The sequence below is a fragment of the [Clostridium] scindens ATCC 35704 genome, assembly GCF_004295125.1.
Classification (GTDB): Bacteria; Bacillota; Clostridia; order Lachnospirales; family Lachnospiraceae; genus Clostridium_AP; species Clostridium_AP scindens.
This window is the reverse complement of sequence record NZ_CP036170.1, coordinates 1,080,550-1,101,676: the sequence shown is the minus strand read 5'-3', so window position 1 is coordinate 1,101,676 and position 21,127 is coordinate 1,080,550. Positions and strand designations below refer to the sequence as shown.

The window sequence follows — 21,127 nt, the reverse complement described above, 5'->3', positions numbered from 1 at the left end:
ATTTCTTATGATTTACGTTGGAATTGACGTTGCCAAAGATAAGCACGACTGCTTTATTACGAACTCAGATGGCGAAGTATTATTTAAGCCCTTTACCATCTCTAATAATCGCGAAGGTTTTGAAACCTTATTTGAAAGAATCTCATCCGTATCAGATGATTTAAACAAAGTAAAAGTAGGACTGGAAGCCACCGGACACTACAGTTACAATCTTCTGGGATTTCTTCTTGATAAAGGTTTGCCGACCTATGTTATCAATCCGTTACATACGAATCTTTACAGAAAAAGTCTCAGCCTTAGAAAGACGAAAACGGATAAAGTTGATTCCCGTACCATTGCTACTATGATGATGTCTGACATGAACTTAAAGTCCTACTCAAACACATCTTACCACAATGAGGAGCTAAAGTCACTCACTCGTTATCGTTTTGATAAAGTCAAAGAACGGGCAAAGCTGAAAAGTTCTGTTTCAAGACTTGTGTGTATTCTTTTCCCAGAACTGGAAAAACTCGTTCCTACGCTTCATATGGCATCCATTTATGCTTTACTTTCTGAATTTCCAAGTGCAGATGCTGTTGCAAACGCACACCTCACAAGGCTTTCCAACCTGCTCTCTGAAAGTTCTAAAGGCAGATATGGGAAAGATACTGCTGTCATGTTTCGTGACGCTGCAAGAGGTTCTATCGGTTCTCATATGCCTGCAAAGTCTTTGGAACTAAAACACACCATCAAGCTCATTCAGGAATTAACGATTGAGATTAATGAAATCGAAGCAGCCATCAAACGAATCATGGATGAAGAGATCCATTCTCCCATCCTTACCATTCCTGGTATCAGTTACCGGATGGGCGCAATGATCATTGCTGAGATTGGGGATTTCTCTCGTTTTGATTCCGCAGATAAGATACTCGCATATGCAGGAATGTCTCCCTCCACTTATCAATCGGGACAGTTAGATAACTGTTATTCCCATATGGAGAAACGAGGTTCCAGATACCTTCGGTATGCCCTTTACAATGCCACAAAATATGTCTGCCAGTGGGATGAATCCTTTCGTGTATATCTAGAAAAGAAACGTTCAGAAGGCAAGCATTATAATGTTGCATTATCTCATACCTCCAAGAAACTTGTGCGATTGATTTTTGCACTGGAAAAATCAGGACAAGCATACCTTCCAACAACTTAATTCTTTTCTGTAAATATCTCCTTTTAGAGCACCTGTAAAGATGCTCTTGTTGTCATGCAGTTTTCAAGGTTCAAAAATATCTGAAATGCATTTCTGCAATTCATTCATAAAACTTTCATTTTAGACTTGACTTTTAATAGTTAGTCTTTCTGTGTCCCGCTGTGCTGCCGGACGTTTTTTTCAGACTTGCGGGAAGTGAATAGCTTGCGTAGCAAGGTGTTCGCTTCCCGCAAGTTCACAAAGGGGTAGCTGCCGCAAGGCAGCGTAGGGGAAGTGTAGCTTCCCCTGTCCCCCGGCGGTCTGCCATGCTGTCACTGTTGCGGGATAAGCCCCCGGCGCGTGACATACTCCGTTGCAAAACGGCGGTGTTCCGCTTCCTTTTCCCGCCAATACTCCCATAATGCAGCGTCGGCGGCTTCCGCAACATTCATTAAAAACCGTTCAAGCTGCTTTTGTTTTTCCTCTGCGCTACGTTTCCTCATGGTCTGCGTCCTCCTGTAAGTCTGCCGCGTCAATCTCGTAATAGTCAAAAACCTCGTCGGGCTTGACAATGGCGGGGCGGCGTTTAAGGTGCTTTTCCATGTCAAAGGCGTTCTTCGGGTCTGCGTCGGACAGGTACTTGTATTTCGGGTGCTTCGTTATGTCGAATTTGTCCGAAAAGAACGGGCGCACCCCTCGTAGCTGCAAGATACATTTCCCTCCGTCCATGACTGCAATTTCATCTTCCGTCATAAGCTGCTTTCCCAATTTCTGATAGTTCAGCCCATGCGAAAGCTCCCGCCCCCTTGTTTCGGAAGTGTTAAAGCTGTCTATCGTTTCTTTTCCTAAAATTTCCGATATTTCTTTAAGGGTGGTTTTCTCCTTGCCGCCCAAGAAAAGCGTGGTGTCGCAGTTGCCGACTATGGTATCGGCGTTGTCCTTGTAGATTGCCTTTAGCTGTGACTGGCTCTGCAAGATGATTGACGCGGATATTTCCCGGCTCCGTATCGTTGCAATGAGCTTTTCAAACTTTGGTATCTGCCCGATATTCGCAAATTCATCAAGTAAGCACCTAACATGGACGGGAAGCCGCCCGCCGTATTCATCATCTGCCTTGTCACAAAGCAAGTTGAATAGCTGTGTGTAAAGGATTGAAACGACAAAGTTAAAAGTGTCGTCGGTGTCGCTGATGATGACGAAAAGGGCGGTCTTTCTGTCGCCTATGGTGTCAAGCTCCATTTCGTCGGTTTCCATAAGCTCCCGCAGCTCCTTAATGTCGAATGGGGCTAACCTCGCGCCGCATGAGATAAGTATGCTTTTTGCGGTCTTGCCCGCCGCAAGTTTATATTTGCGGTACTGCTTGACAGCGAAATGCTCCGGGTCTTTTTCTTCCAGACGTTCAAACATGAGGTCAACCGGGTTCTGGAAATCCTCGTCGTCCTCGCGGGCTTCCGACGCATTTATCATCTCAAGCAGCGTCGTGAAGTTCTTCTCGTCCTCCGGGGCTTCATACCAGATGTAGCCGATTAGCGCGGTGTAGTAGAGCTTTTCCGCTTTCACCCAGAAATCCTCGCCGGATTTTTCCCCGTCGCCTTTGGTGTTGGCGATAATGGTATTGACTAACTTCAAAATGTCCTTTTCGCTCCGCAGATAGGCAAAGGGATTGTATTTCATGGATTTTTTGAAGTTAATCGTATTTAGCACTTTGATACGGTATTTGTACCGCTGTAACATTTTCCCGGTTTCCAAAATCAGTGTTCCTTTCGGGTCAGTGACGATATACGACGTTGGAAAATCCTTTGACGTACATTGCATGAGCGACGGTTTCACAAAGAACCGGGTCTTGCCGCTGCCGGAACCGCCGATTACAAGGATATTTTTGTTTCTTGCGTATTTCGGCTGCTTCGGGCGGCTGTTCATGGTGAGCCGTTCCGTCTGCGTAAGCGGGATATTGTTCTCAAATACCGGGTCGGTGTACGGCTTTATGTCGTCAGTCCCGCCCCAACGCGCCGAACCGTATTCTGTCCCGCGGCGGTATTTCTTCGCGTTCTTGCCTTTGGTGTAGATAATCAGCCGGACAATGACCGCCCCCGCAATGCCGATAAGTAAATCTATCGGGTGGAAGCTCGGCGCGATACTGGAAAAGGCGGCGGTAAAACCGTCCCCAAGATGTAGCAGCTTTGCGCTCGCGTCCGCGCCGGGGGAGAGCCGGACAGCCGCGCCCACTTTATCAAAGAGCCAGACAAAGAGCAGATACGGGAGATTTAAGATAAGCAGCTTCTTGATTTCCGGCTTCATAGCGATACCTCCCTGTCTTTGTTCTTGACCTTTGCCCGTTCCGCGTTCTTGCCCTGTGCAGCTTCTTTGAGGGTAGAGAGCAGCTTTCGGATTGAGGGCTTTTTCTCCTGTGTCAGCTTTTTTGCGGAAAATTCCTTAAAGGCTGCGGTCAGCACGTCCGCGTCCCGCCCCTTGAAGAAAACCAGATAGCGGGGCGGGCTTTCCGTCGCGTCCTTTTTCAGCGCAAAGTCGATACCGTACTTTTTCGCCGTACTCTCAAAGGCTTTGATATTGCCCTCGGTAATCTCAATGTTGGAAACGCCCGCGTTCTGCTTCATAAGCTGCTTTAAGCTCTGCTTGCCCTGTGGCGGTTTGGAAAGCTGCTTTTTTCCCTTTGACAGTATGGCTTTCATTGCCTTTTGGAGCGTCTGCGCGGTCAGCTTCCCGGTCTTGATGTAAAGGGCTATGGTCTTTTCGTTTACTTCGTCCTGCAATTTGTCGCGTCCTCCTTTCGCGTTTCTTTATGGGGCGGCGGTCAGATACGCACCCGCAGCCCGTTCAAGTCCTCGGCTCTGATACCCACAAGATACCAGTTGTCGCCGTACTCAATCCGGGTCGGCTTCCACTTGCCCCGCACGAATACGTCAAAGCACTCGCCGCAATGCAAGCCCCCGTAGTAGCTGTTTAAGTCAAAGCGGATGTCGTAACGGTCGGTGCGCTCGTCAAATACCAATGCTCCTGTCATTTTCTGTGCCATAATAAAATCCTCCTTTTGTTGTTTTACAGGCTTTCGCCCGGTTTGAATGAATAATAGTCCGGGTCGCCGTACTGCGGCTTCTTCGGTGACAGTGCGCCGCTTGCCATGTCATGGGCGACAAGGGAAGTGTAATAATTGCCGATAGTGGACGGGGCGTTGAAAAGGGCTGCTTTCAGATATTGCTTGATGTTGCGGATTTTCGTTGTGTTCTCCCGCATACAGTCAAGCACAAAGCGGATATGCTCGCCGTCCAGTTTCATAAACTTAGATTTCACAAGCTCTGCCGGGTAGTCGTCCCCCGCAATCCGTACCCGCTTTCTGGCGGTGCATACCGTTTCAAGCATGAGGTCTACAATCTCGTCAAGCCTGTCACTGTCAAACTTCATGTCCTGTTTGAGAATGTGGTAGTCGATATTGTCCTTGATGATTTCCCGGTATATATCAACTGCGCTCTGTGCTGTCGCTTCCGTTCCTTTCCGTTCCGGCGGCGTAGCCGCTTCTCTGCAAGGAGAGGGGTTAGGGGAAAGGATAGGAATGGAATGGGTACTTTGTTCATCAGTAATTATTTTTTCTTTTTTTGGTAAGTCAGTTCTTTGTATATCTTTATTTAATTGCGTTGGATTTTCCAACGTAGGTTTTTCCAATGTTGGTTTTTCCTGCGTTGGATTATCCAATGTTGGATTTTCCAATGTAGGTAAATCCGGCGTAGGCGGCTGCGGCTGCTCGAATATCACATAGTCTGCGCCACGCAAGCGTCCTTTCTCGTCGCGCTCCCTTGAACGGACGATATACCCGGCGCGTTCAAGCTCCTTAATGGCTTCGCGGATAGCGTCTATCTTCTCCCGGTTGATAAGGGATAAGCCTTTCAAGGTGTAGTCCCAATCTTCGGGGAGTGACAGCATTTGCGACAACAGCCCCTTTGCCTTTAGGGAAAGCTCCTTGTTGCGTAGGTGGTGGTTGCTCATTACGGTGTAGCCCTTGTTCCGTTCCACTCTGAAAACTGCCATAGTTCATAGCTCCTTTGCTTTGGATTTGTTACGCAGTAGAAGCGCAGTTTCGGGGGATAAGGTATAAATCCCTTGCCGCGCCAGATACACACCCGCAAAACCGCTTGTAGCAAGGCTTTTTCTGCCCCTACTGCGTAACAAGGGCATGAAAAAAGCGGCGTTCCTGTTCTCCCGTATAGAGAGTAAGAAACGCCGCTTCTGCGTCGTATTCAGTTTTTAGTACAATACCCTGCTTGTCCGTCGCTCGAAAAACCTTGATTTTCCAGTGTTTTCAAAAGTATCGTTATCTAACGTCAGCTTTCCAAAGACCAAGTTTCCAGAATATGATAAAAGACATTGAAAGCGGTCTGATAAACTGCGTGATTACGAAAGATTTATCCCGTCTGGGGAGAAACTATCTTGATTGTGGGTTATATCTGGAAGTTTTCTTCCCAGAGCATAACGTGAGGTATATAGCGGTCAATGACGGCGTAGATACCTTGAATAAATCTGCTATGGACATCACGCCTTTCCGCAACATTTTAAACGAAATGTATGCCGCTGACATATCTGTTAAGATAAAATCGGCATATCGGGCGAGGTTTCAACAGGGGAAATTCATGGGAACTACCGCCCCTTATGGCTATATCAAAGACCCTGCCGACCACAACCATCTGCTGATAGATGATAAAGTGGCACATGTTGTAAAAGAGATATTCGACCTTGCATTAAAAGGGAATGGAGTTGCCAAAATTTGCAGACATCTTAATAAACAGCATATCCTACGCCCTGCCGCTTATGCGGCGGAGCGTGGCGAAACAGGCTTTGAACGTCATTTTGAGGGGAACGAGGACAAACGCTATATTTGGAGTGGGAACAGCGTGAGGAGCATTTTAAGAAGCCCGATATATGCGGGAAATCTTGTAGGCTACAAACGGATTGCCGCCAATATGAAAAGCAAGAAACGCCCCTCTAAGCTGCCCGAAGAATGGGAAGTGATACCCAATACCCATGAGGGAATAGTCACGCAGGAGGAATTTGATATTGTCCAACAGCTTATTACAAGTCGTAGGCTTCCACAGAACAAGGGAGGATTTGTAAATATTTTTGCAGGCGTTATCAAGTGTGTGGACTGCGGATGTGCTCTGCGGGCAATGAACGTACACAGGAGGAAACGCCCAGAGATTATCGACTGTGTACAGTATTCATGTAATAATTATGCAAGAAACGGAAGAAGCGAGTGTAGTGCCCACAATATAGAAGCAAGGGATTTATTCAATGCCGTTCTTGCCGACATCAACTGTTTTGCGGATATGGCAGTGAATGATGAAAAGGCGGTCAGGGCCATAGAAAAGCGGCTCACGGAAACAGACCAGAGCAGGGCGAAAGCATTAGAGAAAGAACGTAAGAAGCTGAACAAACGCCTTGCGGAACTGGACAGGCTGTTTTCCTCTCTCTACGAGGATAAGGTCATGGAGCGTATTACCGAGCGGAATTTTGAGATGATGTCGGGGAAATACCAGAAAGAGCAGCTTGAAATTGAAGCAAGGCTGAAAGAGGTGACGGAAACTCTTAATGAAAGCTACGAGAAATCACGGGGAATCCGTGACTTCCTCGCCCTTATCCGAAATTATCAAGGCTTAAAAGAACTGGATGCAACAGTTATAAACGCACTCATAGACAAGATACTTGTTTCGGAGCGTGAGAAGATGGCAGACGGAACAGTGAAGCAGGAAATCAAGATTTACTATAAATTCATCGGCTTTGTCGATGAATTACATATCATACCTACAAAACGGTGGGCAGCAATGCCCGCTAAAAATTGTACGGTGTGCGGCGTTGAATATGTCCCGGGCTCTGGTGCATCAAGGTATTGTCCTGCTTGTGCCAAGAAGATACGGAGGGAGAAATCAAACGAGAGCAAACGCAGGAGCAGAGAACAGAAAAGGATAGCATGTATGAACTGTCCGCAAAAAATGACCGACTGATCTGGAACAGCGCCAGGGACGTATTGAGCGCCAGGGAAACAGGTTCTCGGAAGTTCAGGTTTACCGTTATGTGACGGAGCAGACCTTTGATGCCTATCTCTATCAGCTGGTGGAATCGAAGCAGAAATTTATCTCCCAGATCATGACCAGCAAAAGTCCTGTCCGTTCTGCGGAAGATGTGGATGAGGTGGCCCTTTCCTTTGCGGAAGTCAAAATGCTTGCCACAGGGGACGAGCGTTTCAAGGAAAAAATGGACTTAGACATTCAGGTTTCCAAGCTCAAAGTGCTGAAACAAAGCTATCTATCCGAGCATTACGACCTTGAGGACAGGATACTGAAATATTTCCCGCAGACCATTAAGGAGTGTGAACAGCGGATTGTCTGCTATGAAGCCGATGCTTCCCTTGCCCGGCAGCATCAGCCGCAGGGCGAAGAAAAGTTCTGTCCGATGACCTTAAAAGGAATCACTTATACGGAAAAAGCAGCCGCAGGCGAGATGCTTCTTGCGGTCTGTAAAGAATATCCGATGGCTGAGCCTGCGGAAATCGGAAGCTATCGTGGGTTCAAACTGGAAGTTTTCTATGATACCTTCAATGCCCATTACTGTTTATATCTTTGCGGAAAGGCAAAGCACAAAGTAGATTTAGGTACTGATCCACTGGGTAACCTGACCCGAATTGAAAATGAGCTTGCGAAAATTCCTGCAAAACTGGAAGCCGCAAAAATCAAAAAAGCAGAAACGATGGAACAGCTTGAAACCGCTAAGATTGAGGTGGAAAAGCCGTTTGGCTTTGAAGATGAACTGAAAGAGAAATCAGAACGGCTCAATGCCCTCAACATCGAGCTGAATTTAGATCAGAAAGATCCCGCTGTGCTTGATGCAGAGCCGGAGCAAAGTGAGGAACCGCCCGAAAGAAAATGCGCAAGCCGGGAGAGATAATCAGATTTCCACATTTGTGAAGCTCTTTTTTGAGAGGTATATTTTTGATGAATACGATACTGACTTTTTCGATTATCTCAGTAAAACAAACACAGGTTGTCATTCCGAAACGAGGTATAAAGAGCTGTCGGAAAAGATAAAAACGCTCTATAAACAATATCCTAATGTGCGGAAAGTCCTTGATGTAGATAGCCCCTGCGAGCTGTCTGCGGAAGAATGTAACGCTTTGAATGAAGTGCTGAAATGCAAAAACGAAATAGCAAACTTAGAGCTGAAAGAGGTTTATTTCAAAGGCTGTATTGATTGCGTCAGCTACCTTAAAAAGCTAAGTATTCTATAACCCATTGCGGCGTTGGTGTGAAGCTGATGCCGCTTTTACATAGAGTAGGAAGTTTTATATCCTACTCATAGATGTTTTGTAACTGCCATATGGAATAACCGATGTGGATGTGATATAATCAGAGATATAAATTGGAAGTTGTCAAAAAAATTGGAGATGTAAATATGGGTTTGTTCAATAAGAAAAAAAGCGATTTTATTAAAATAAAGATTGAAGATTTAATTGAATGGAATGAGCCTAACGGAAATGGTTGTGTGGTATCTGATAGAATAACAAAAGAGGGATTTAAGGTTGGGTATATGTATAGGGAGCAACCGGATGAACAGAACCCTGATAGTGGTTGGAGATTTTTGGCAGGTAACGAAGATGATGAATATATGGCTAATTCTAATAATCATCATATCTTTGCAATCAATACCATTTGTAATTACGACAAAGATATAATTCCTTTTCTTCATTCTAAGACTGGAAGTTGTTATATACGAGTTGATAGTAATAACTTTGAGTTAGATGACGGCACAAAATCAATATGTGTTGAAAAACGAAAGAGATAATCAAATCCCAGTTTATCGCTGACTTGCAAATATATAATTGAGTATGCTTTTACATAGCCGAGAGGTTTTCTTAATGGAAAATCCCTCGGCTTTTTCTATTTTATTGAATGAGAAGTAACCGATCCTATGTGCAGCTTAATTTAGACCAGAAAGATCCCGCTGCACTTGATGCAGAGCCGGAGCAAAGTGAGGAACCGCCCGAAAGAAAATGCGCAAGCCGGGAGAGATAAATTCCCTTTTTGCACATTTGTATTGCATAAATATGGGCAGTATAATAAGTGTAGAATTGAAACTATCGGAGGTGAGAGCGGTGTCTGACGAGTTCAGATTTGAAACCTTTGTAGATGCCCACAGCAATATCTTTCGTGAATATCTAAGCTCCGTGATTGCAAGACTGCCGGAAAGCAATGAGGACTACCGTGCCATTCAGGAACAGATGAAAGCGATATTTCAACAATATCCCAAAGTGCTGGAGGCTGTTGATACCGAAACCGCAGCGGAATTATCCCAGCAGGAATGTGCGGCTCTGATCAAGGTTATGGAGCTTAGAAACAATCTTACAGATATTGAAATGCAGACGGTTTACTTCCGTGGCTGTTATGATGGCGTTGGGTATCTGAAAAAAGCAGGAATTTTATAACCGACAAAGGCGGCATTGGTGTATAGCTGATGCCGCTTTTACATAGGTGTGGGATAGAAAAAATTATAAAAGTGTGATAAAATATAAAATTATAAATCGGAATTTGGAGGAGGAAAATCAATGGACAGTTTAATTAAATTCTTGAAAGATAAAATTACTGATAAAATGCCACTGGAAGAAATTGTAAATGTATTTGAGCAGATGTGCAGTATACCACTCAAAGAAGATATGATTTTATTTGAAACTGGAACATTTACTACTTTTGGACCCGAACAAGTGTTTGAAATTTCGTTAGTTAGACAATTTCCAAATGATGATGAAGAATTTTACCAAATCCATGTAAACATTTTATATAAGCCTACCAGTGAAAATAAAATATTTAGTGAAGCAACATGGGACGAAGATTTAAGTGAAAATATATTTGACTACATTAGAAAATCAGAAGTTTTTGCCTATGCAAAAAATAAAGAATACATCAAAGTAGAAATATATTTGGACGAAACTTAAATTGCCAATTTCTAATTTATTTATTGAGAAGTTGATCAGAGCGACAAATCTCCAATAATTAAATATGATTTTACATAGCCGAGAGGTTTTCATTACGAAAATCCCTCGGCTTTTTCTATTTCAGGAGGTGATTGTATTGAATGAAAAGTAACAGACCCTATGTGCAGCTTGATCCTGCCGTGATCGAGCAGGCACGGGAGCTGGGCTTTTTTACTTACTTGTATATTATGGCGTTAGGTTGATATCGCTAATCCACATAGAGCAGGAAATCTTATTTCTTGTTATAAAGAGATATAGAAATTATCAGATAGAATTAAATGTCGGGATATTGTATAATAAAAATAATATAGGAGGTCTTGATATGATAATAGATGACCTAACCAATAATATTATTGCTAATCGCTGGAAAGCACGGTGTAAGAATCTTCCAATTGACGTAAAAGAGAAATTAGATACTTTTGAAAAATCAGATTATCAGTTGCAAATTATAAAAAGAAAACGAAAGTATCCGTCAGTTGGAGATATATTCCAAGTGAATCCGAGAGAAAATATTTTTTTTAACGGTCTAGTTGTAAATACACATGTTAACAATCTTAACGGTGATGATTTATTAGTAATTCTGATTTTTCATAATAAAACTGACATAAAAGACTGTGTAAAAAAAGGAATAAAAGAGAAAGATTTGTTTATTCCCCCTCAAATTGTAGGTAAAGAATATTGGACAAGAGGTTATTTTTTTAATATTGATCGGTTGGAGGAAATGATGGATATTAGTAATTATGGCTTTTATAGGATTGGATACAGAAAGTTCGTAGATGAATATGGAAATGATCTTAACTATGAGCCAGAATTATTAGGAACTTTTGGGGTATCAACAATCAACGGAATTGCTTTGCAGATTACACAGGAATTAATCATAAGAAGAATTATATAGCATTAGAAAAAGAGTTTTCACTACCTGTTATCCAGCTTGATTTTTCAGCAAGGATTCCTAGGGTACTGAAAAAAGAAACCCTTATTAATAATGACAAATCCTATGATTTTACATAGCCGAGAGGTTTTCATTATGAAAATCCCTCGGCTTTTTCTATTTCAGGAGGTGATTGTATTGAATGAGAAGTAACAGACCCTATGTGCAGCTTGACCCTGCTGTGATTGAGCAGGCACGGCAGATGGACTTGCTTTCCTACTTGCAGAGGTATGAACCAGACAATCTGAAGCATGTGGCGAGAAATGTTTACTGCACCAGAGAACACGACAGTCTGAAGATTTCCAATGGCAAATGGTACTGGTGGTCAAGAGGTTTTGGCGGTGTTTCTGCCCTGGACTATCTGATCAAAGTCAAGGAATACAGCTTTGTAGAAGCCGTGGAAGCTTTGGCAGGTATTACCGCAGGCTGGAGTCCACCACCTGTTTCTGTGCCAAAGGATGAACCCAAAGAGCTTCTTCTGCCGCCCAGAAATAAAGACTGTGACCGGGTGACCCAGTATCTTTTCGGACGTGGCATTGATTTTCAAATCATTCAGGAGTGCATTGCAGACGGTACGATTTATGAAAGTGCCAGGTATCACAATGTTGTTTTTATCGGCAAAGATGAAAGCGGAACCCCTAAGTATGCTGCCTATCGTGGTACGATGGCCAGCTCCTTTAAGGGCGATGCATCGGGAAGTGACAAGCGGTATTCCTTCCGCCTTCTGGCAAGAGAGTCTTGCCAGTCGGTGCATCTGTTTGAAGCAGCCATTGATTTATTATCTTACGCTACTCTGCTTAAATGTGAAGGTAAGGACTATAAAAAAGAAAATCTGCTTTCTCTTTCGGGTGTGTATCAGCCAAAGAAAGAGATAAAGGACAGCAAGATCCCTGTTGCCCTCACCACTTTTTTGAAGGCAAATCCACAAGTAAAGACCATCTTTCTGCATTTGGACAATGACAAAACAGGCAGGATCTGTACTGCCGCCTTAAAAGAGTTGTTGCAGAAAGACTACCAGATCGTTGATGATCCACCGCCTGTCGGTAAGGATTTCAACGATTTTTTATTGTCCTATTTAGGAATTGCAAGACCAAATCGGAGCCATGAAAGGAGGGATGCCCGTTGATTGCCCATTGATTTTTGTCAAGAAACACCACGGTATCCAAATCAAAATGAACAAAGAAAGCGAGGAAATTTTATTGAAAAAATTTAAGGTTACTCTGACTGGACACTATCAAAAGACCATTTCCGTATATGCGGAAACCCCGGAACAGGTAAAAGAAAAGACAGAAACCATCCTGTTTGACACTGACCTGATCGACTTTTCGGATGAGGATTTCATTGGCGGTGAAGCTGTCGTCACCGTAGACCGGGAGGACGGTCTTGAAGAATCGGTCGAGGAAGAAACGGATGAGGACGACTGCTGTTCGGGCTGCCCGTACTTCTGTTCCGTTTGCGGAGAATGTGTGTATGAGGACGAGTGCGAGGAGTGATGTCTTACCAAGCACTGAATTTGGTTATCCAGAATCTTCTGGATGCCAAATTCGCTTGTTAGGGGGTAGCCCCTAATACCCCGGCAGAAGAAAGGAGTTTAAGAATGAGTGAATTTATTGCGTTTACCCTGGGCGGGATTTTCGGCGTTGTACTGATGTGCTGCCTGCAGATCAATCGGCTCTACGCCAGAAAGGATGTGGGAAATGAGAAACCGAAGCGTACAGATCCTGTTTCGTCTGAATGAGGAAGAAGCACAGCATCTCTATGAGCTTGTAAAAAGATCCGGCCGCTCCAAAGAAGCATTCCTGCGGGAAATGGTCAAGGGCTACCGTCTTTGTGAAAAGCCCGATCCTGAATTTTATAAGATCATGCGGGAACTGTCTGCCATCGGCAACCGTATCAACCAGCTTGCCGCAAAAGCCAATGCCCTGGGATTTGTAGACGCCCCCATGCTTTCACAGGAAGCAAAGAAGTGGCATGAGTTTCAGGTGGATGTCCGAAAAAAATATCTGCTTCCCCAAAGGCCATCGGGATAATGGCAGTCTGTGAGATCTGGGATGTACGGGGCAGGCTTGACCACCCGATTGACTATGCCGAAAACCCGGAAAAGACTGCCAATCCCAATTATTCGGAAACAGACCTTCAGGCTTTGGTTGATGTGATGGAATATGCGACCAATCAGGATAAGACGGAGCAGCGGTTTTTTGTCACGGGTGTCAACTGTGATCCTGCCTCTGCCAGAGAGGAAATGATGATCGCCAAAGTACAGTGGAATGATGAAAGTGAGATCATCTGCTATCACGGGTTCCAGAGTTTTAAATCGGGAGAGGTCACGCCCAAACAGGCACATGAAATCGGTGTCAGACTTGCACAGCGGATGTGGGGCGACAGGTTTCAGGTAATCGTTGCTACCCATCTGAATACGGACTGCCTGCACAATCACTTTGTTGTGAACTCGGTTTCTTTTATGGACGGGAAACATTACCACGACAACAAAGCCAATCTTCGATTGCTTCGCCAGCGTTCCGATGAACTGTGCCGGGAATATGCCCTTTCGGTCATAGAACATCCAAGCGGCAGAAAGAAACCCTATGCACTTTATCAGGCGGAAAAGAATGGGATGCCTACACGGGACAACGTGGCAAGGCAGGCAGTGGATGAAGCGATCAGCAAGTCTTTTACTCTGAAAGACTTTGACCGTCAGATGGCGGAAATGGGATACCAAGTCCGATTTGACCCGAACCGAAAATACTGGACGATCATGGGTAAAGGATGGAAGCGCCCCAAGCGGCTTTACAAGCTGGGAGAAAATTATACTAACGAGAGGATCATGGAGCGCATCCGGGAGAATTCCTATGCAGTGAAGTTTTCCCGGTTTGCCGGGCCGCAAAAGCCAATCCCGGTGTACCGCCTGAAAGGCACTCTGAATGGAGCAAAGAAAATCGGCGGGCTGCGGGGGCTGTATCTGCATTACTGCTACAGGCTCGGTATTCTTCCGAAAAACAGAAAACAGAATTATGCAAGGCTTCATTATCTTTTGAAGGATGACCTGATGAAGATGGAAGTTATATCGCAGGAAACAAGGCTGCTTTGCCGGAATCGCATTGATACGGTAGAGCAGCTTTGTTCTTATAAGGAATCTTTGGAAACGGAAATGGCTGACCTGCTTCAAAAGCGCAAGGGGCTTTATTCCCAATCCCGTAAGATGGGCAGTGAAGAAAAGGAAGCGATACGGTCACAGCTTTCCGATCTTTCCAAACGATTGCGAGTGATCCGAAAGGAGGTGAAACTGTGCGAGGGAATTGAGGCCCGTAACGATACCCTCAAGGAAAAGCTGAAAACCATACGGGCAGATGAAGAACAGCAAAGAAAGGAGCTGATGACAAATGAACACAAGCGGCGAAGCGGCAGAACAGATCGTCCGAATGAGCTTGGAGGGATTTGAAGTCGCCGCCAGGATTACCGGTGCTGGTGCGAAAAACATTGCGATCCTCTTGTATTCGATTCTCAAAGAAGAAAAGAAAACCAAAGGCAAGGCAAGGCTCACCAACATGCTGCGCTCTGGAAAGGAACTGAAAGTCTTTACCGTCAAAAATGGTGATTTGAAGAAATTCACACAGGAAGCCAAGAAATACGGTGTTCTCTACTGTGTGCTTGCTGACCGAAAAAACAAAGATCCCAATGCCGAGGTGGATGTGATCGCCCGTGCGGAGGATGCATCTAAGATCAGCCGTATTGCGGAGCGCTTCAAACTGGCATCCGAAAGCACGGCGTCTATTGTGACGGAAACAGAAAAGTCCAAAGATACGAAGGACGGCCAGCCGGAGCCAGACATCGGAGTACAGGAAAAGGCAGAGAAAGATAAACTTCTTGACGCACTGATGGGTGCGCCGGTTCAGAAGGAGGAACATGCCCCGGAAAACCCCTCTGTGGCAAAGACCGAAAAATCCCCTCAGTCCGAGCCTATCTTAGAGCAGCCAAAGAAGTCCGCAGAGGGGGCTACTATGACTAAGGAAAAACCTTCTGTCAGAGAGGAACTGCGGAAAATCAAAGAGAGCCGTAAGGAGCAGGAAGCGGAGGCTTCCCCTTCCCTGGACAGAAGCACTGCTTCCGACAAAGCCAAGAAACCGCCAGCAGGAAAAACAGAGCATAAACAACCGCCAAGGCGGAAAAAGAAACCCAAATCCAAAGAAACGAGGTAAATGATAATGAGTATTTATGATGTATTTAGCGGCGGCAGTAAACCGTTTGATAAAGCGGAGTGGGCTGCCCAGAAGCAGGAACAGCGAAAGGAAGCTTATGAGTTGATCGACAGTACCTGTACCAAAATGATGACCAGCGGAAATTGTTTCCAGCAGTATCTGGATGTGCAGAGCCGTTTTGACCGTTATTCAGTTGCCAATGCCATTTTGGTATCTGCCCAGAAACCCGATGCAGTGCAGCTGAAAGATTACAGCGCATGGAAGCAGAATCGGATCTATGTCAACAAGGATGCACACAAGATCGTCATTCTTGAACCGGGGAAGGAATATATCCGTGAGGACGGTTCAAAGGCAGTCGGCTATAATGCGAAGATTGTCTATGACATTTCTGAAACCTCTGCGGCAGGAAAAGTGCAGGCACCCGAGACGAAAACCATGCGGGAGCTTGTTTCTGCCCTGATCGATGCAAGCCCGGTTCCCTTTGTCCCGGTTGACGATCTGGAAATGCCTGCCTACTACGACAGTAAGCAGCAGACGATTTTTATTAAGACCGGCCTTTCCGAAGAACAGCTTTTTGTGAGCATGGCAAAGGAAGTTTCTGCGGCGGTCTTTGACTTCAAACACAATGAAAGCCGTGATGCTTCCGATTTCAAATCTTTCTGTGTCGCCTATATGGTCAGTGAACGTTATGGCGTAGATACCAGAGGGTTCAGTTTCGACCGGCTTCCAGGTGAATTTTCGGAAATGGATACGCAGGTGTTCAAAGGCGAGCTTAACTCCATGCGCGATGTTCTGGGAGAAATCCAGAGCGACATGTTTAAGAGTCTGGAAAAGAACAGACCGCCTAAGAACAAGGAGCAGGAACGCTAATCGGAGGTAGAGCCTATGAAAGAAGAACGATACCATATCGCACTGGATAAGTACGACAGAAATATCGTGATCAATGCCTTAAATACCTTGCGGACACGGCAGATACAGGAGGAACGCCCCACCGAGCCTGTGGATGAGCTGATTGACAAGGTAGCCAATGCACCGACAAAGAAAGTCAGGGTGCTTCCCTGTAAGTGTCATGAGGAACGATAACAGCCAGAAAACGAGCATCATCCTTTCTGTCTGCGGGATTGTTCCTGTCGTATGGTTTGCCCTGCTGACAGCGCCCTATGTCAGTGGAGGCATGGTAGAGATCGTCAACGGATTACCCGTGGCGATGCGCCACCCTTTTGCAATCAGGATGTGTGAGGACAGCTTAAAAACTGTCCTTCTTTTTTTGCTCGCTTATGCAATGGGAATCGGCATTTATTTCTCTACCCGCAGGAACTACCGCAGGCGGGAGGAGCATGGCTCGGCAAAATGGGGCAACACCGGGACTTTGAATAAAAAGTACCGGGATAAAGATCCGTCCGCAAATAAGCTGCTGACGCAGAATGTCCGTATTGGTCTGGATGGCAGAAAACACCGCAGGAATCTGAACATTTTAGTATGCGGCGGTTCCGGCGCAGGAAAAACAAGGTTTTTCTGTAAGCCTAATGCCATGCAGTGCAATACCTCTTTCGTGATCCTCGATCCGAAAGGAGAAATTGTCCGTGACATTGGCGGTCTGTTGGAAAAGAAAGGCTATGAAGTGCGAGTCCTTGATCTGATCAATATGAACCGAAGCCATTGTTACAATCCCTTTGTTTATCTTAGGAATGACAACGATGTGCAAAGGCTGGTGACCAATCTTTTTAAGGCAACCACGCCCAAAGGCGCACAGTCGCAAGACCCCTTCTGGGATACAGCGGCCAGTATGCTGCTTCTGGCACTGGTGTTTTATCTGAAATACGAAGCGCCGCCTGATGAACAGAACTTCCCAATGGTCATGGAGCTTTTACGGGCTGGTGAAGTCCGGGAGGATGACGATAGCTATGTCAGTCCTCTGGACGAACTGTTTGACCGGTTGGAATTGGATAACCCGGAGCATATCGCCCTGAAGTATTACAGGGATTATCACTCTGGTTCTGCCAAGACCTTAAAGAGCATCCAGATCACCCTTGCCGCAAGGCTTGAAAAATTCAATCTGGAGAGCCTTGCCGGTTTGACAGCTACGGATGAGCTTGATCTGCCCAGTTTAGGGGAAAAGAAAGTCGCTTTGTTCGCTCTGATACCAGACAACGATACGAGTTTTAACTTTCTTGTCAGTATCCTTTATACGCAGCTTTTCCAGCAGCTCTTTTATCTTGCCGACCATAAGTATGGCGGCAGCCTGCCTGTCCACTGCCATTTCATCATGGACGAGTTTGCCAATGTTTCATTGCCCGATGACTTCGATAAAATTTTGTCCGTGATGCGCTCCCGTGGTGTATCCGTCAGCATCATTCTTCAGAATCTGGCGCAGCTGAAAGCGCTTTTTGAAAAGCAGTGGGAAAGCATTGTGGGCAACTGTGTGCGCCCAGAAGTCGCCAGCGCATTATAAATTCGGCGGCGTGGTATTTATGGAATACTGCCTTTAGCAAGCAGTAGGTAAAAGTATCAAGTGATGAAAAATCACAGCCTATTATTCTACAACTTATCCGAGAGGGGAAACCCGAAGGGGAGTGTAGCATGTTGTCGCTTTTGTCAATGGATAAAAGCCTGAATGATAAGGTACTAATCCTGTGTATCTGAAAATTCAAGAATAAAAATTCGTGTATGAGGTACAAAACTAAACTGCCTGAACGATAGCCAGAGTGGGGGAATCCGCACTCCGCATACGAAAAGGATTGAAACGTATGCTATTCCATGTTGGTTTCATTTCGCAGTTATGAAAGCAAGCGATACTCATGGAAGGACAACCGCAAGACAGCGGGTAAATGGCGAAAGTCGGTGCCGACAACACGAAACGCTAATTCCATAAATACTAACTGGGGATGACCTAAACCCGGTAACGGGCATGGTCACACAGCTCCCATAGTAGTCTGAGACGTTAATGACGTTCACATGGCAAAGGGGAGCAGCTTATTTACTAATACGATATGAAAGGACGGTGCGAGAGGCATTGAGAAATCCAATCCAAGTATTAAGTAGTTTGACGGAAAAGTCAAAGAATGAATCTTACAGGTTTCAGAGATTATATCGGAATCTGTACAACCCAGAGTTCTATTGGCTTGCATATAAAAACATATATGCAAACACAGGCAGTATGACTGCCGGTGCAGATGGAACTACCATTGATGGCATGAGTAACGAAAGAATCCAAAGGATTATTGAATCCATGCGAGATAAAAGTTACCTGCCAAAACCTGCACGTAGGGAATATATTGCTAAGAAAAACAGTAATAAAAAGCGTCCGTTGGGAATCCAGTCGGGCAATGACAAACTGGTGCAGGAAGTAGTGAAAATGATTTTAGAAAGCATTTATGAGCCTGTGTTTAAGAAAACATCTCATGGGTTCAGACCAAACAAAAGCTGTCAGACCGCATTATACCAGATTCAGAAAACCTTTACGGGAACGAACTGGTTTGTTGAGGGCGATATACACGCCTGCTTTGACAGTTTTAATCACCACACAATCATCAGATTGCTGAGAAAACGTATTGATGATGAAATGTTTCTACAACTCATCTGGAAATTTCTAAAAGCAGGCTATATGGAGCAATGGACGTACAATCGGACATACAGCGGAGTACCGCAGGGTTCAGGTGTCAGTCCAGTGCTTGCAAACGTGTACCTTCACGAATTAGATAAATTTATGGAGGAATATGCACAGAAATATAACCGGGGAAAGAAGAAACAAATGAACTCCGACTACAATAAAGTTGTCAAAAAGGCATCCTATTATAGATGTATGGGCAAAAAGAAGTGGACGGATTTATCTCCAGAAGAACGTCAGGAACGCAATAAGCATTTGAAAATGCTTGAAAAGCAAGCAAGACAATTAACTCCTACCAAACCTTTGGATGAGACATATAAACGGATTCAGTACACCCGTTATGCTGATGATTTCATTATCGGAGTAATCGGGAGCAAAGCGGACGCAGAACAGATGAAAGCTGACGTCGGCAGATTTCTTAGGGAAGAACTGGATTTGGAAATGTCCGAAACCAAAACGAAGGTTACGCATACAGGAGACAGAGCCAGATTTTTAGGCTATGACATTACGGTATCCAGAAGTCAGGATTTAAAGAAATCCGCAGGAGGATACAAAATCAGAAGCAATGCAGGTGTGGTGAAACTGCTTGTACCCAGAGAAAAATGGGTAGGGAAGTTACTGGAATATCATGCAATCAAAATCAAGATTAACGAAAACGGAAAAGAAAGATTTGTAGCCCTGCACAGGGGAAAACTGGTAAATCAAAGCGATATAGAAATTCTGGCAAGATATAATGCGGAAGTTCGTGGACTTTACAACTACTATGCCATAGCAAATGATTCCTTTAAGATAGGCAGATTTGCCAATCTTATGAAGTACAGTATGTACAAGACATTTGCCTGTAAGTACAAAACAAATGTTCACGAAATCAAGCGCAGATATTGTGTTGGGGGTCTGTTTACAATCGCATACGATACCAGAGCAGGCAGGAAAACCACGACCTTTTACAGAGATGGGTTTAAGCGAAAAGAATCAGCTACAAAGTTTGACAATGTGAGTGAACTTCCGCAATTCTCAAAATACGCTAAAACCAACACTCTGAAACAGAGAGTGGAACGCCATACCTGTGAACTTTGTGGAAAGGATTGCAGAAATCTGGAAATCCATCAAGTAAAGAAACTAAAAGACTTAAAGGGCAATGCGGAGTGGGTACTCCTTATGCGCAAAAGGAGACGGAAAACTCTTGTGGTATGCCCTGAATGTCATAAACTGATTCATTCTTAATACCGTAAATATAATAAGCGGAAAGCCGTATACATCGAGAGGTGTACGTGCGGTTTGGGAGGGAGGGGACGCAAGTCCTGCAAAGGATGAGCTGAACCTTACCTCATGATGAATTTTTGTATCTGGGCGGCAACGAACAGAGTACCCACAAATATGTGTCCGAGCTTTTAGGGAAGGAAACTATTGATACGAACACATATGGAAAAAGCTCCGGGCGCAGCGGAAACTATTCGACCAACTATCAGATTTCAGGACGTGAACTGATGACTCCGGATGAGGTGCGTATGCTGGATAACCGTTATGCACTGCTGTTTATCCGAGGGGAGCGTCCGGTTATGGATCTGAAGTACGACATTCTGAAGCACCCGAATGTGAAGCTGACGGTGGATGGCGGCCAGCCGCCGTATATCCACGGAGAGCCGACACAGGCGGTCGCTACGCTCGTGTTTGACAGTGAAATTCCAGAGAATGCCGTAAGCATTGCATCTGTCAACACAACTTATGAACTTCTGTCCGATGAGGATTTGGAAGAAATGTTTAACATCTAAAGGAGGATTTATCTATGAAATTTTTTAGCAAGAAGGATACCCAGAAGAAAGAAACCGTGAAGCTGCCGATGAGCAGAAAGACCAAAAGAGCCTTGGTGGCGTATGCAGGTGCTGTGCTTTGTATGACCTGTTTTACCACGACGGCATTTGCCGCTAACGATCCCATTACCGTAGTCAATAACCTCTCCGACTTTATTTTCGGACTGGTCAGGGCTGTGGGTATGATCATGCTCGGCTTTGGTATCGTACAGATCGGCCTTTCTCTGAAATCTCATGATCCGTCCCAGAGAGCGAATGGATTCCTGACTCTTGCGGGCGGCGTAGTCATTACCTTTGCAAAAGAGATCCTTACCCTGATCACAGGCTAAGATAACGGACGAAGCAAGACAATGGGAGCAGATCTGCTGCGGCAGAAATGCTCTCATTGT

The 21,127-nt window shown here is 44.9% G+C and carries 22 protein-coding genes and 3 pseudogenes; 20 read left to right on the top strand and 5 right to left on the bottom strand.

Translation table 11 applies throughout. From position 1 onward, the window contains the following. Positions 1–7: 7 nt before the first annotated feature. Positions 8–1,186 carry an IS110 family RNA-guided transposase gene (locus tag HDCHBGLK_RS05665; protein ID WP_039909206.1) on the top strand — a complete coding sequence of 393 codons (1,179 nt, stop codon included), beginning with the start codon at positions 8–10 and terminating at the stop codon, positions 1,184–1,186. A gap of 311 nt (positions 1,187–1,497) precedes the next feature. On the opposite strand, the gene HDCHBGLK_RS18920 is transcribed toward HDCHBGLK_RS05665, so the two are convergent. The 5 genes from HDCHBGLK_RS18920 to HDCHBGLK_RS05645 are packed head-to-tail and all read right to left on the bottom strand — an operon-like array spanning position 1,498 to position 5,206. Further along, positions 1,498–1,668 (bottom strand): hypothetical protein, encoded by a 171-nt coding sequence (locus HDCHBGLK_RS18920; RefSeq protein ID WP_002569167.1) that lies wholly within the window; start codon positions 1,666–1,668, stop codon positions 1,498–1,500. Continuing rightward, a complete protein-coding gene (locus HDCHBGLK_RS05660) occupies positions 1,655–3,463 on the bottom strand; it encodes a VirD4-like conjugal transfer protein, CD1115 family (protein ID WP_004607523.1) in 1,809 nt (602 codons plus the stop codon). Before HDCHBGLK_RS05660 ends, HDCHBGLK_RS18920 begins: the two co-directional genes overlap by 14 nt. Continuing rightward, positions 3,460–3,936, bottom strand: coding sequence for a PcfB family protein (locus HDCHBGLK_RS05655; protein ID WP_004607524.1), 477 nt, complete (start codon positions 3,934–3,936; stop codon positions 3,460–3,462). The genes HDCHBGLK_RS05660 and HDCHBGLK_RS05655 overlap by 4 nt, the downstream gene beginning before the upstream one ends. 41 nt (positions 3,937–3,977) lie before the next feature. Beyond that, positions 3,978–4,199, bottom strand: coding sequence for a DUF5348 domain-containing protein (locus HDCHBGLK_RS05650; protein WP_002569164.1), 222 nt, complete (start codon positions 4,197–4,199; stop codon positions 3,978–3,980). 23 nt (positions 4,200–4,222) lie between these two features. Then, complete coding sequence (locus HDCHBGLK_RS05645; RefSeq protein WP_130574565.1) at positions 4,223–5,206, bottom strand: DUF6017 domain-containing protein; 984 nt, start codon at positions 5,204–5,206, stop codon at positions 4,223–4,225. 284 nt (positions 5,207–5,490) lie between these two features. On the opposite strand from HDCHBGLK_RS05645, the pseudogene HDCHBGLK_RS05640 reads away from it, so the two are divergent. From HDCHBGLK_RS05640 to HDCHBGLK_RS05545, 19 genes and pseudogenes are all read left to right on the top strand, one after another. Beyond that, a pseudogene (locus HDCHBGLK_RS05640) lies at positions 5,491–7,247 on the top strand (recombinase family protein); the annotation flags it as partial. Further along, on the top strand, positions 7,244–8,113 hold the full coding sequence (locus tag HDCHBGLK_RS05635) for a hypothetical protein (RefSeq protein ID WP_004607529.1): 870 nt from the start codon (positions 7,244–7,246) through the stop codon (positions 8,111–8,113). The pseudogene HDCHBGLK_RS05640 and the gene HDCHBGLK_RS05635, both read left to right, overlap by 4 nt. Next, the gene (locus HDCHBGLK_RS05630; protein ID WP_152034763.1) at positions 8,070–8,453 is read left to right on the top strand and encodes a DUF6664 family protein; all 384 of its coding nucleotides are present in this window, start codon (positions 8,070–8,072) and stop codon (positions 8,451–8,453) included. The genes HDCHBGLK_RS05635 and HDCHBGLK_RS05630 overlap by 44 nt, the downstream gene beginning before the upstream one ends. 164 nt (positions 8,454–8,617) lie before the next feature. Next, positions 8,618–9,007 carry a DUF2185 domain-containing protein gene (locus tag HDCHBGLK_RS05625; protein ID WP_082210551.1) on the top strand — a complete coding sequence of 130 codons (390 nt, stop codon included), beginning with the start codon at positions 8,618–8,620 and terminating at the stop codon, positions 9,005–9,007. A 310-nt stretch (positions 9,008–9,317) separates the two neighbouring features. Further along, positions 9,318–9,647 carry a DUF6664 family protein gene (locus HDCHBGLK_RS05615; RefSeq protein WP_039909807.1) on the top strand — a complete coding sequence of 110 codons (330 nt, stop codon included), beginning with the start codon at positions 9,318–9,320 and terminating at the stop codon, positions 9,645–9,647. Positions 9,648–9,767: 120 nt separating this feature from the next. Continuing rightward, the gene (locus HDCHBGLK_RS05610) at positions 9,768–10,154 is read left to right on the top strand and encodes a hypothetical protein (RefSeq protein WP_004607533.1); all 387 of its coding nucleotides are present in this window, start codon (positions 9,768–9,770) and stop codon (positions 10,152–10,154) included. Between the two features lie 361 nt (positions 10,155–10,515). Next, positions 10,516–11,088: an Imm26 family immunity protein gene (locus HDCHBGLK_RS05605; protein WP_039909810.1), complete on the top strand. Its 573-nt coding sequence runs from the start codon at positions 10,516–10,518 to the stop codon at positions 11,086–11,088. A gap of 178 nt (positions 11,089–11,266) precedes the next feature. After that, positions 11,267–12,250, top strand: coding sequence for a DUF3991 and TOPRIM domain-containing protein (locus HDCHBGLK_RS05600; RefSeq protein ID WP_004607535.1), 984 nt, complete (start codon positions 11,267–11,269; stop codon positions 12,248–12,250). Positions 12,251–12,323: 73 nt separating this feature from the next. Then, entirely contained in the window at positions 12,324–12,617 is a 294-nt protein-coding gene (locus tag HDCHBGLK_RS05595; RefSeq protein ID WP_002607879.1) for a hypothetical protein, read from the top strand. A 104-nt stretch (positions 12,618–12,721) separates the two neighbouring features. After that, the gene (locus HDCHBGLK_RS05590) at positions 12,722–12,862 is read left to right on the top strand and encodes a DUF3789 domain-containing protein (RefSeq protein ID WP_082210552.1); all 141 of its coding nucleotides are present in this window, start codon (positions 12,722–12,724) and stop codon (positions 12,860–12,862) included. Continuing rightward, positions 12,822–13,154: a plasmid mobilization protein gene (locus HDCHBGLK_RS05585; RefSeq protein ID WP_039909812.1), complete on the top strand. Its 333-nt coding sequence runs from the start codon at positions 12,822–12,824 to the stop codon at positions 13,152–13,154. The genes HDCHBGLK_RS05590 and HDCHBGLK_RS05585 overlap by 41 nt, the downstream gene beginning before the upstream one ends. Beyond that, on the top strand, positions 13,154–14,563 hold the full coding sequence (locus HDCHBGLK_RS05580; RefSeq protein WP_004607538.1) for a relaxase/mobilization nuclease domain-containing protein: 1,410 nt from the start codon (positions 13,154–13,156) through the stop codon (positions 14,561–14,563). Before HDCHBGLK_RS05585 ends, HDCHBGLK_RS05580 begins: the two co-directional genes overlap by 1 nt. Then, positions 14,505–15,320, top strand: coding sequence for a PcfB family protein (locus tag HDCHBGLK_RS05575; RefSeq protein WP_039909814.1), 816 nt, complete (start codon positions 14,505–14,507; stop codon positions 15,318–15,320). Before HDCHBGLK_RS05580 ends, HDCHBGLK_RS05575 begins: the two co-directional genes overlap by 59 nt. A 6-nt stretch (positions 15,321–15,326) precedes the next feature. Beyond that, entirely contained in the window at positions 15,327–16,190 is an 864-nt protein-coding gene (locus tag HDCHBGLK_RS05570; protein ID WP_039909838.1) for a hypothetical protein, read from the top strand. 15 nt (positions 16,191–16,205) lie between these two features. Further along, positions 16,206–16,403, top strand: coding sequence for a hypothetical protein (locus HDCHBGLK_RS05565; protein ID WP_004607541.1), 198 nt, complete (start codon positions 16,206–16,208; stop codon positions 16,401–16,403). Then, positions 16,390–17,742: pseudogene (locus HDCHBGLK_RS05560) on the top strand (VirD4-like conjugal transfer protein, CD1115 family); the annotation flags it as partial. The gene HDCHBGLK_RS05565 and the pseudogene HDCHBGLK_RS05560, both read left to right, overlap by 14 nt. 591 nt (positions 17,743–18,333) lie before the next feature. Beyond that, positions 18,334–20,151 carry a reverse transcriptase/maturase family protein gene (locus HDCHBGLK_RS05555; protein ID WP_039909816.1) on the top strand — a complete coding sequence of 606 codons (1,818 nt, stop codon included), beginning with the start codon at positions 18,334–18,336 and terminating at the stop codon, positions 20,149–20,151. Between the two features lie 107 nt (positions 20,152–20,258). Beyond that, positions 20,259–20,699, top strand: a pseudogene (locus HDCHBGLK_RS05550) (type IV secretory system conjugative DNA transfer family protein); the annotation flags it as partial. 14 nt (positions 20,700–20,713) lie between these two features. Beyond that, positions 20,714–21,067, top strand: coding sequence for a glutamyl-tRNA amidotransferase subunit A (locus HDCHBGLK_RS05545; RefSeq protein WP_004607545.1), 354 nt, complete (start codon positions 20,714–20,716; stop codon positions 21,065–21,067). The last annotated feature ends 60 nt before the right edge of the window (positions 21,068–21,127 follow it).

Excerpts from the sequence above, each read along its gene's own strand:
- HDCHBGLK_RS05575 (WP_039909814.1), top strand. The coding sequence starts at position 14,505 with ATGAACACAAGCGGCGAAGCGGCAGAACAGATCGTCCGAATGAGCTTG.
- HDCHBGLK_RS05605 (WP_039909810.1), top strand. The coding sequence starts at position 10,516 with ATGATAATAGATGACCTAACCAATAATATTATTGCTAATCGCTGGAAA.
- HDCHBGLK_RS05650 (WP_002569164.1), bottom strand. The coding sequence starts at position 4,199 with ATGGCACAGAAAATGACAGGAGCATTGGTATTTGACGAGCGCACCGAC.
- HDCHBGLK_RS05665 (WP_039909206.1), top strand. The coding sequence starts at position 8 with ATGATTTACGTTGGAATTGACGTTGCCAAAGATAAGCACGACTGCTTT.
- HDCHBGLK_RS05600 (WP_004607535.1), top strand. The coding sequence starts at position 11,267 with ATGAGAAGTAACAGACCCTATGTGCAGCTTGACCCTGCTGTGATTGAG.
- HDCHBGLK_RS05590 (WP_082210552.1), top strand. The coding sequence starts at position 12,722 with ATGAGTGAATTTATTGCGTTTACCCTGGGCGGGATTTTCGGCGTTGTA.
- HDCHBGLK_RS05645 (WP_130574565.1), bottom strand. The coding sequence starts at position 5,206 with ATGGCAGTTTTCAGAGTGGAACGGAACAAGGGCTACACCGTAATGAGC.
- HDCHBGLK_RS05570 (WP_039909838.1), top strand. The coding sequence starts at position 15,327 with ATGAGTATTTATGATGTATTTAGCGGCGGCAGTAAACCGTTTGATAAA.
- HDCHBGLK_RS05610 (WP_004607533.1), top strand. The coding sequence starts at position 9,768 with ATGGACAGTTTAATTAAATTCTTGAAAGATAAAATTACTGATAAAATG.
- HDCHBGLK_RS05625 (WP_082210551.1), top strand. The coding sequence starts at position 8,618 with ATGGGTTTGTTCAATAAGAAAAAAAGCGATTTTATTAAAATAAAGATT.
- HDCHBGLK_RS05545 (WP_004607545.1), top strand. The coding sequence starts at position 20,714 with ATGAAATTTTTTAGCAAGAAGGATACCCAGAAGAAAGAAACCGTGAAG.
- HDCHBGLK_RS05580 (WP_004607538.1), top strand. The coding sequence starts at position 13,154 with ATGGCAGTCTGTGAGATCTGGGATGTACGGGGCAGGCTTGACCACCCG.
- HDCHBGLK_RS05585 (WP_039909812.1), top strand. The coding sequence starts at position 12,822 with ATGAGAAACCGAAGCGTACAGATCCTGTTTCGTCTGAATGAGGAAGAA.
- HDCHBGLK_RS18920 (WP_002569167.1), bottom strand. The coding sequence starts at position 1,668 with ATGAGGAAACGTAGCGCAGAGGAAAAACAAAAGCAGCTTGAACGGTTT.
- HDCHBGLK_RS05660 (WP_004607523.1), bottom strand. The coding sequence starts at position 3,463 with ATGAAGCCGGAAATCAAGAAGCTGCTTATCTTAAATCTCCCGTATCTG.
- HDCHBGLK_RS05565 (WP_004607541.1), top strand. The coding sequence starts at position 16,206 with ATGAAAGAAGAACGATACCATATCGCACTGGATAAGTACGACAGAAAT.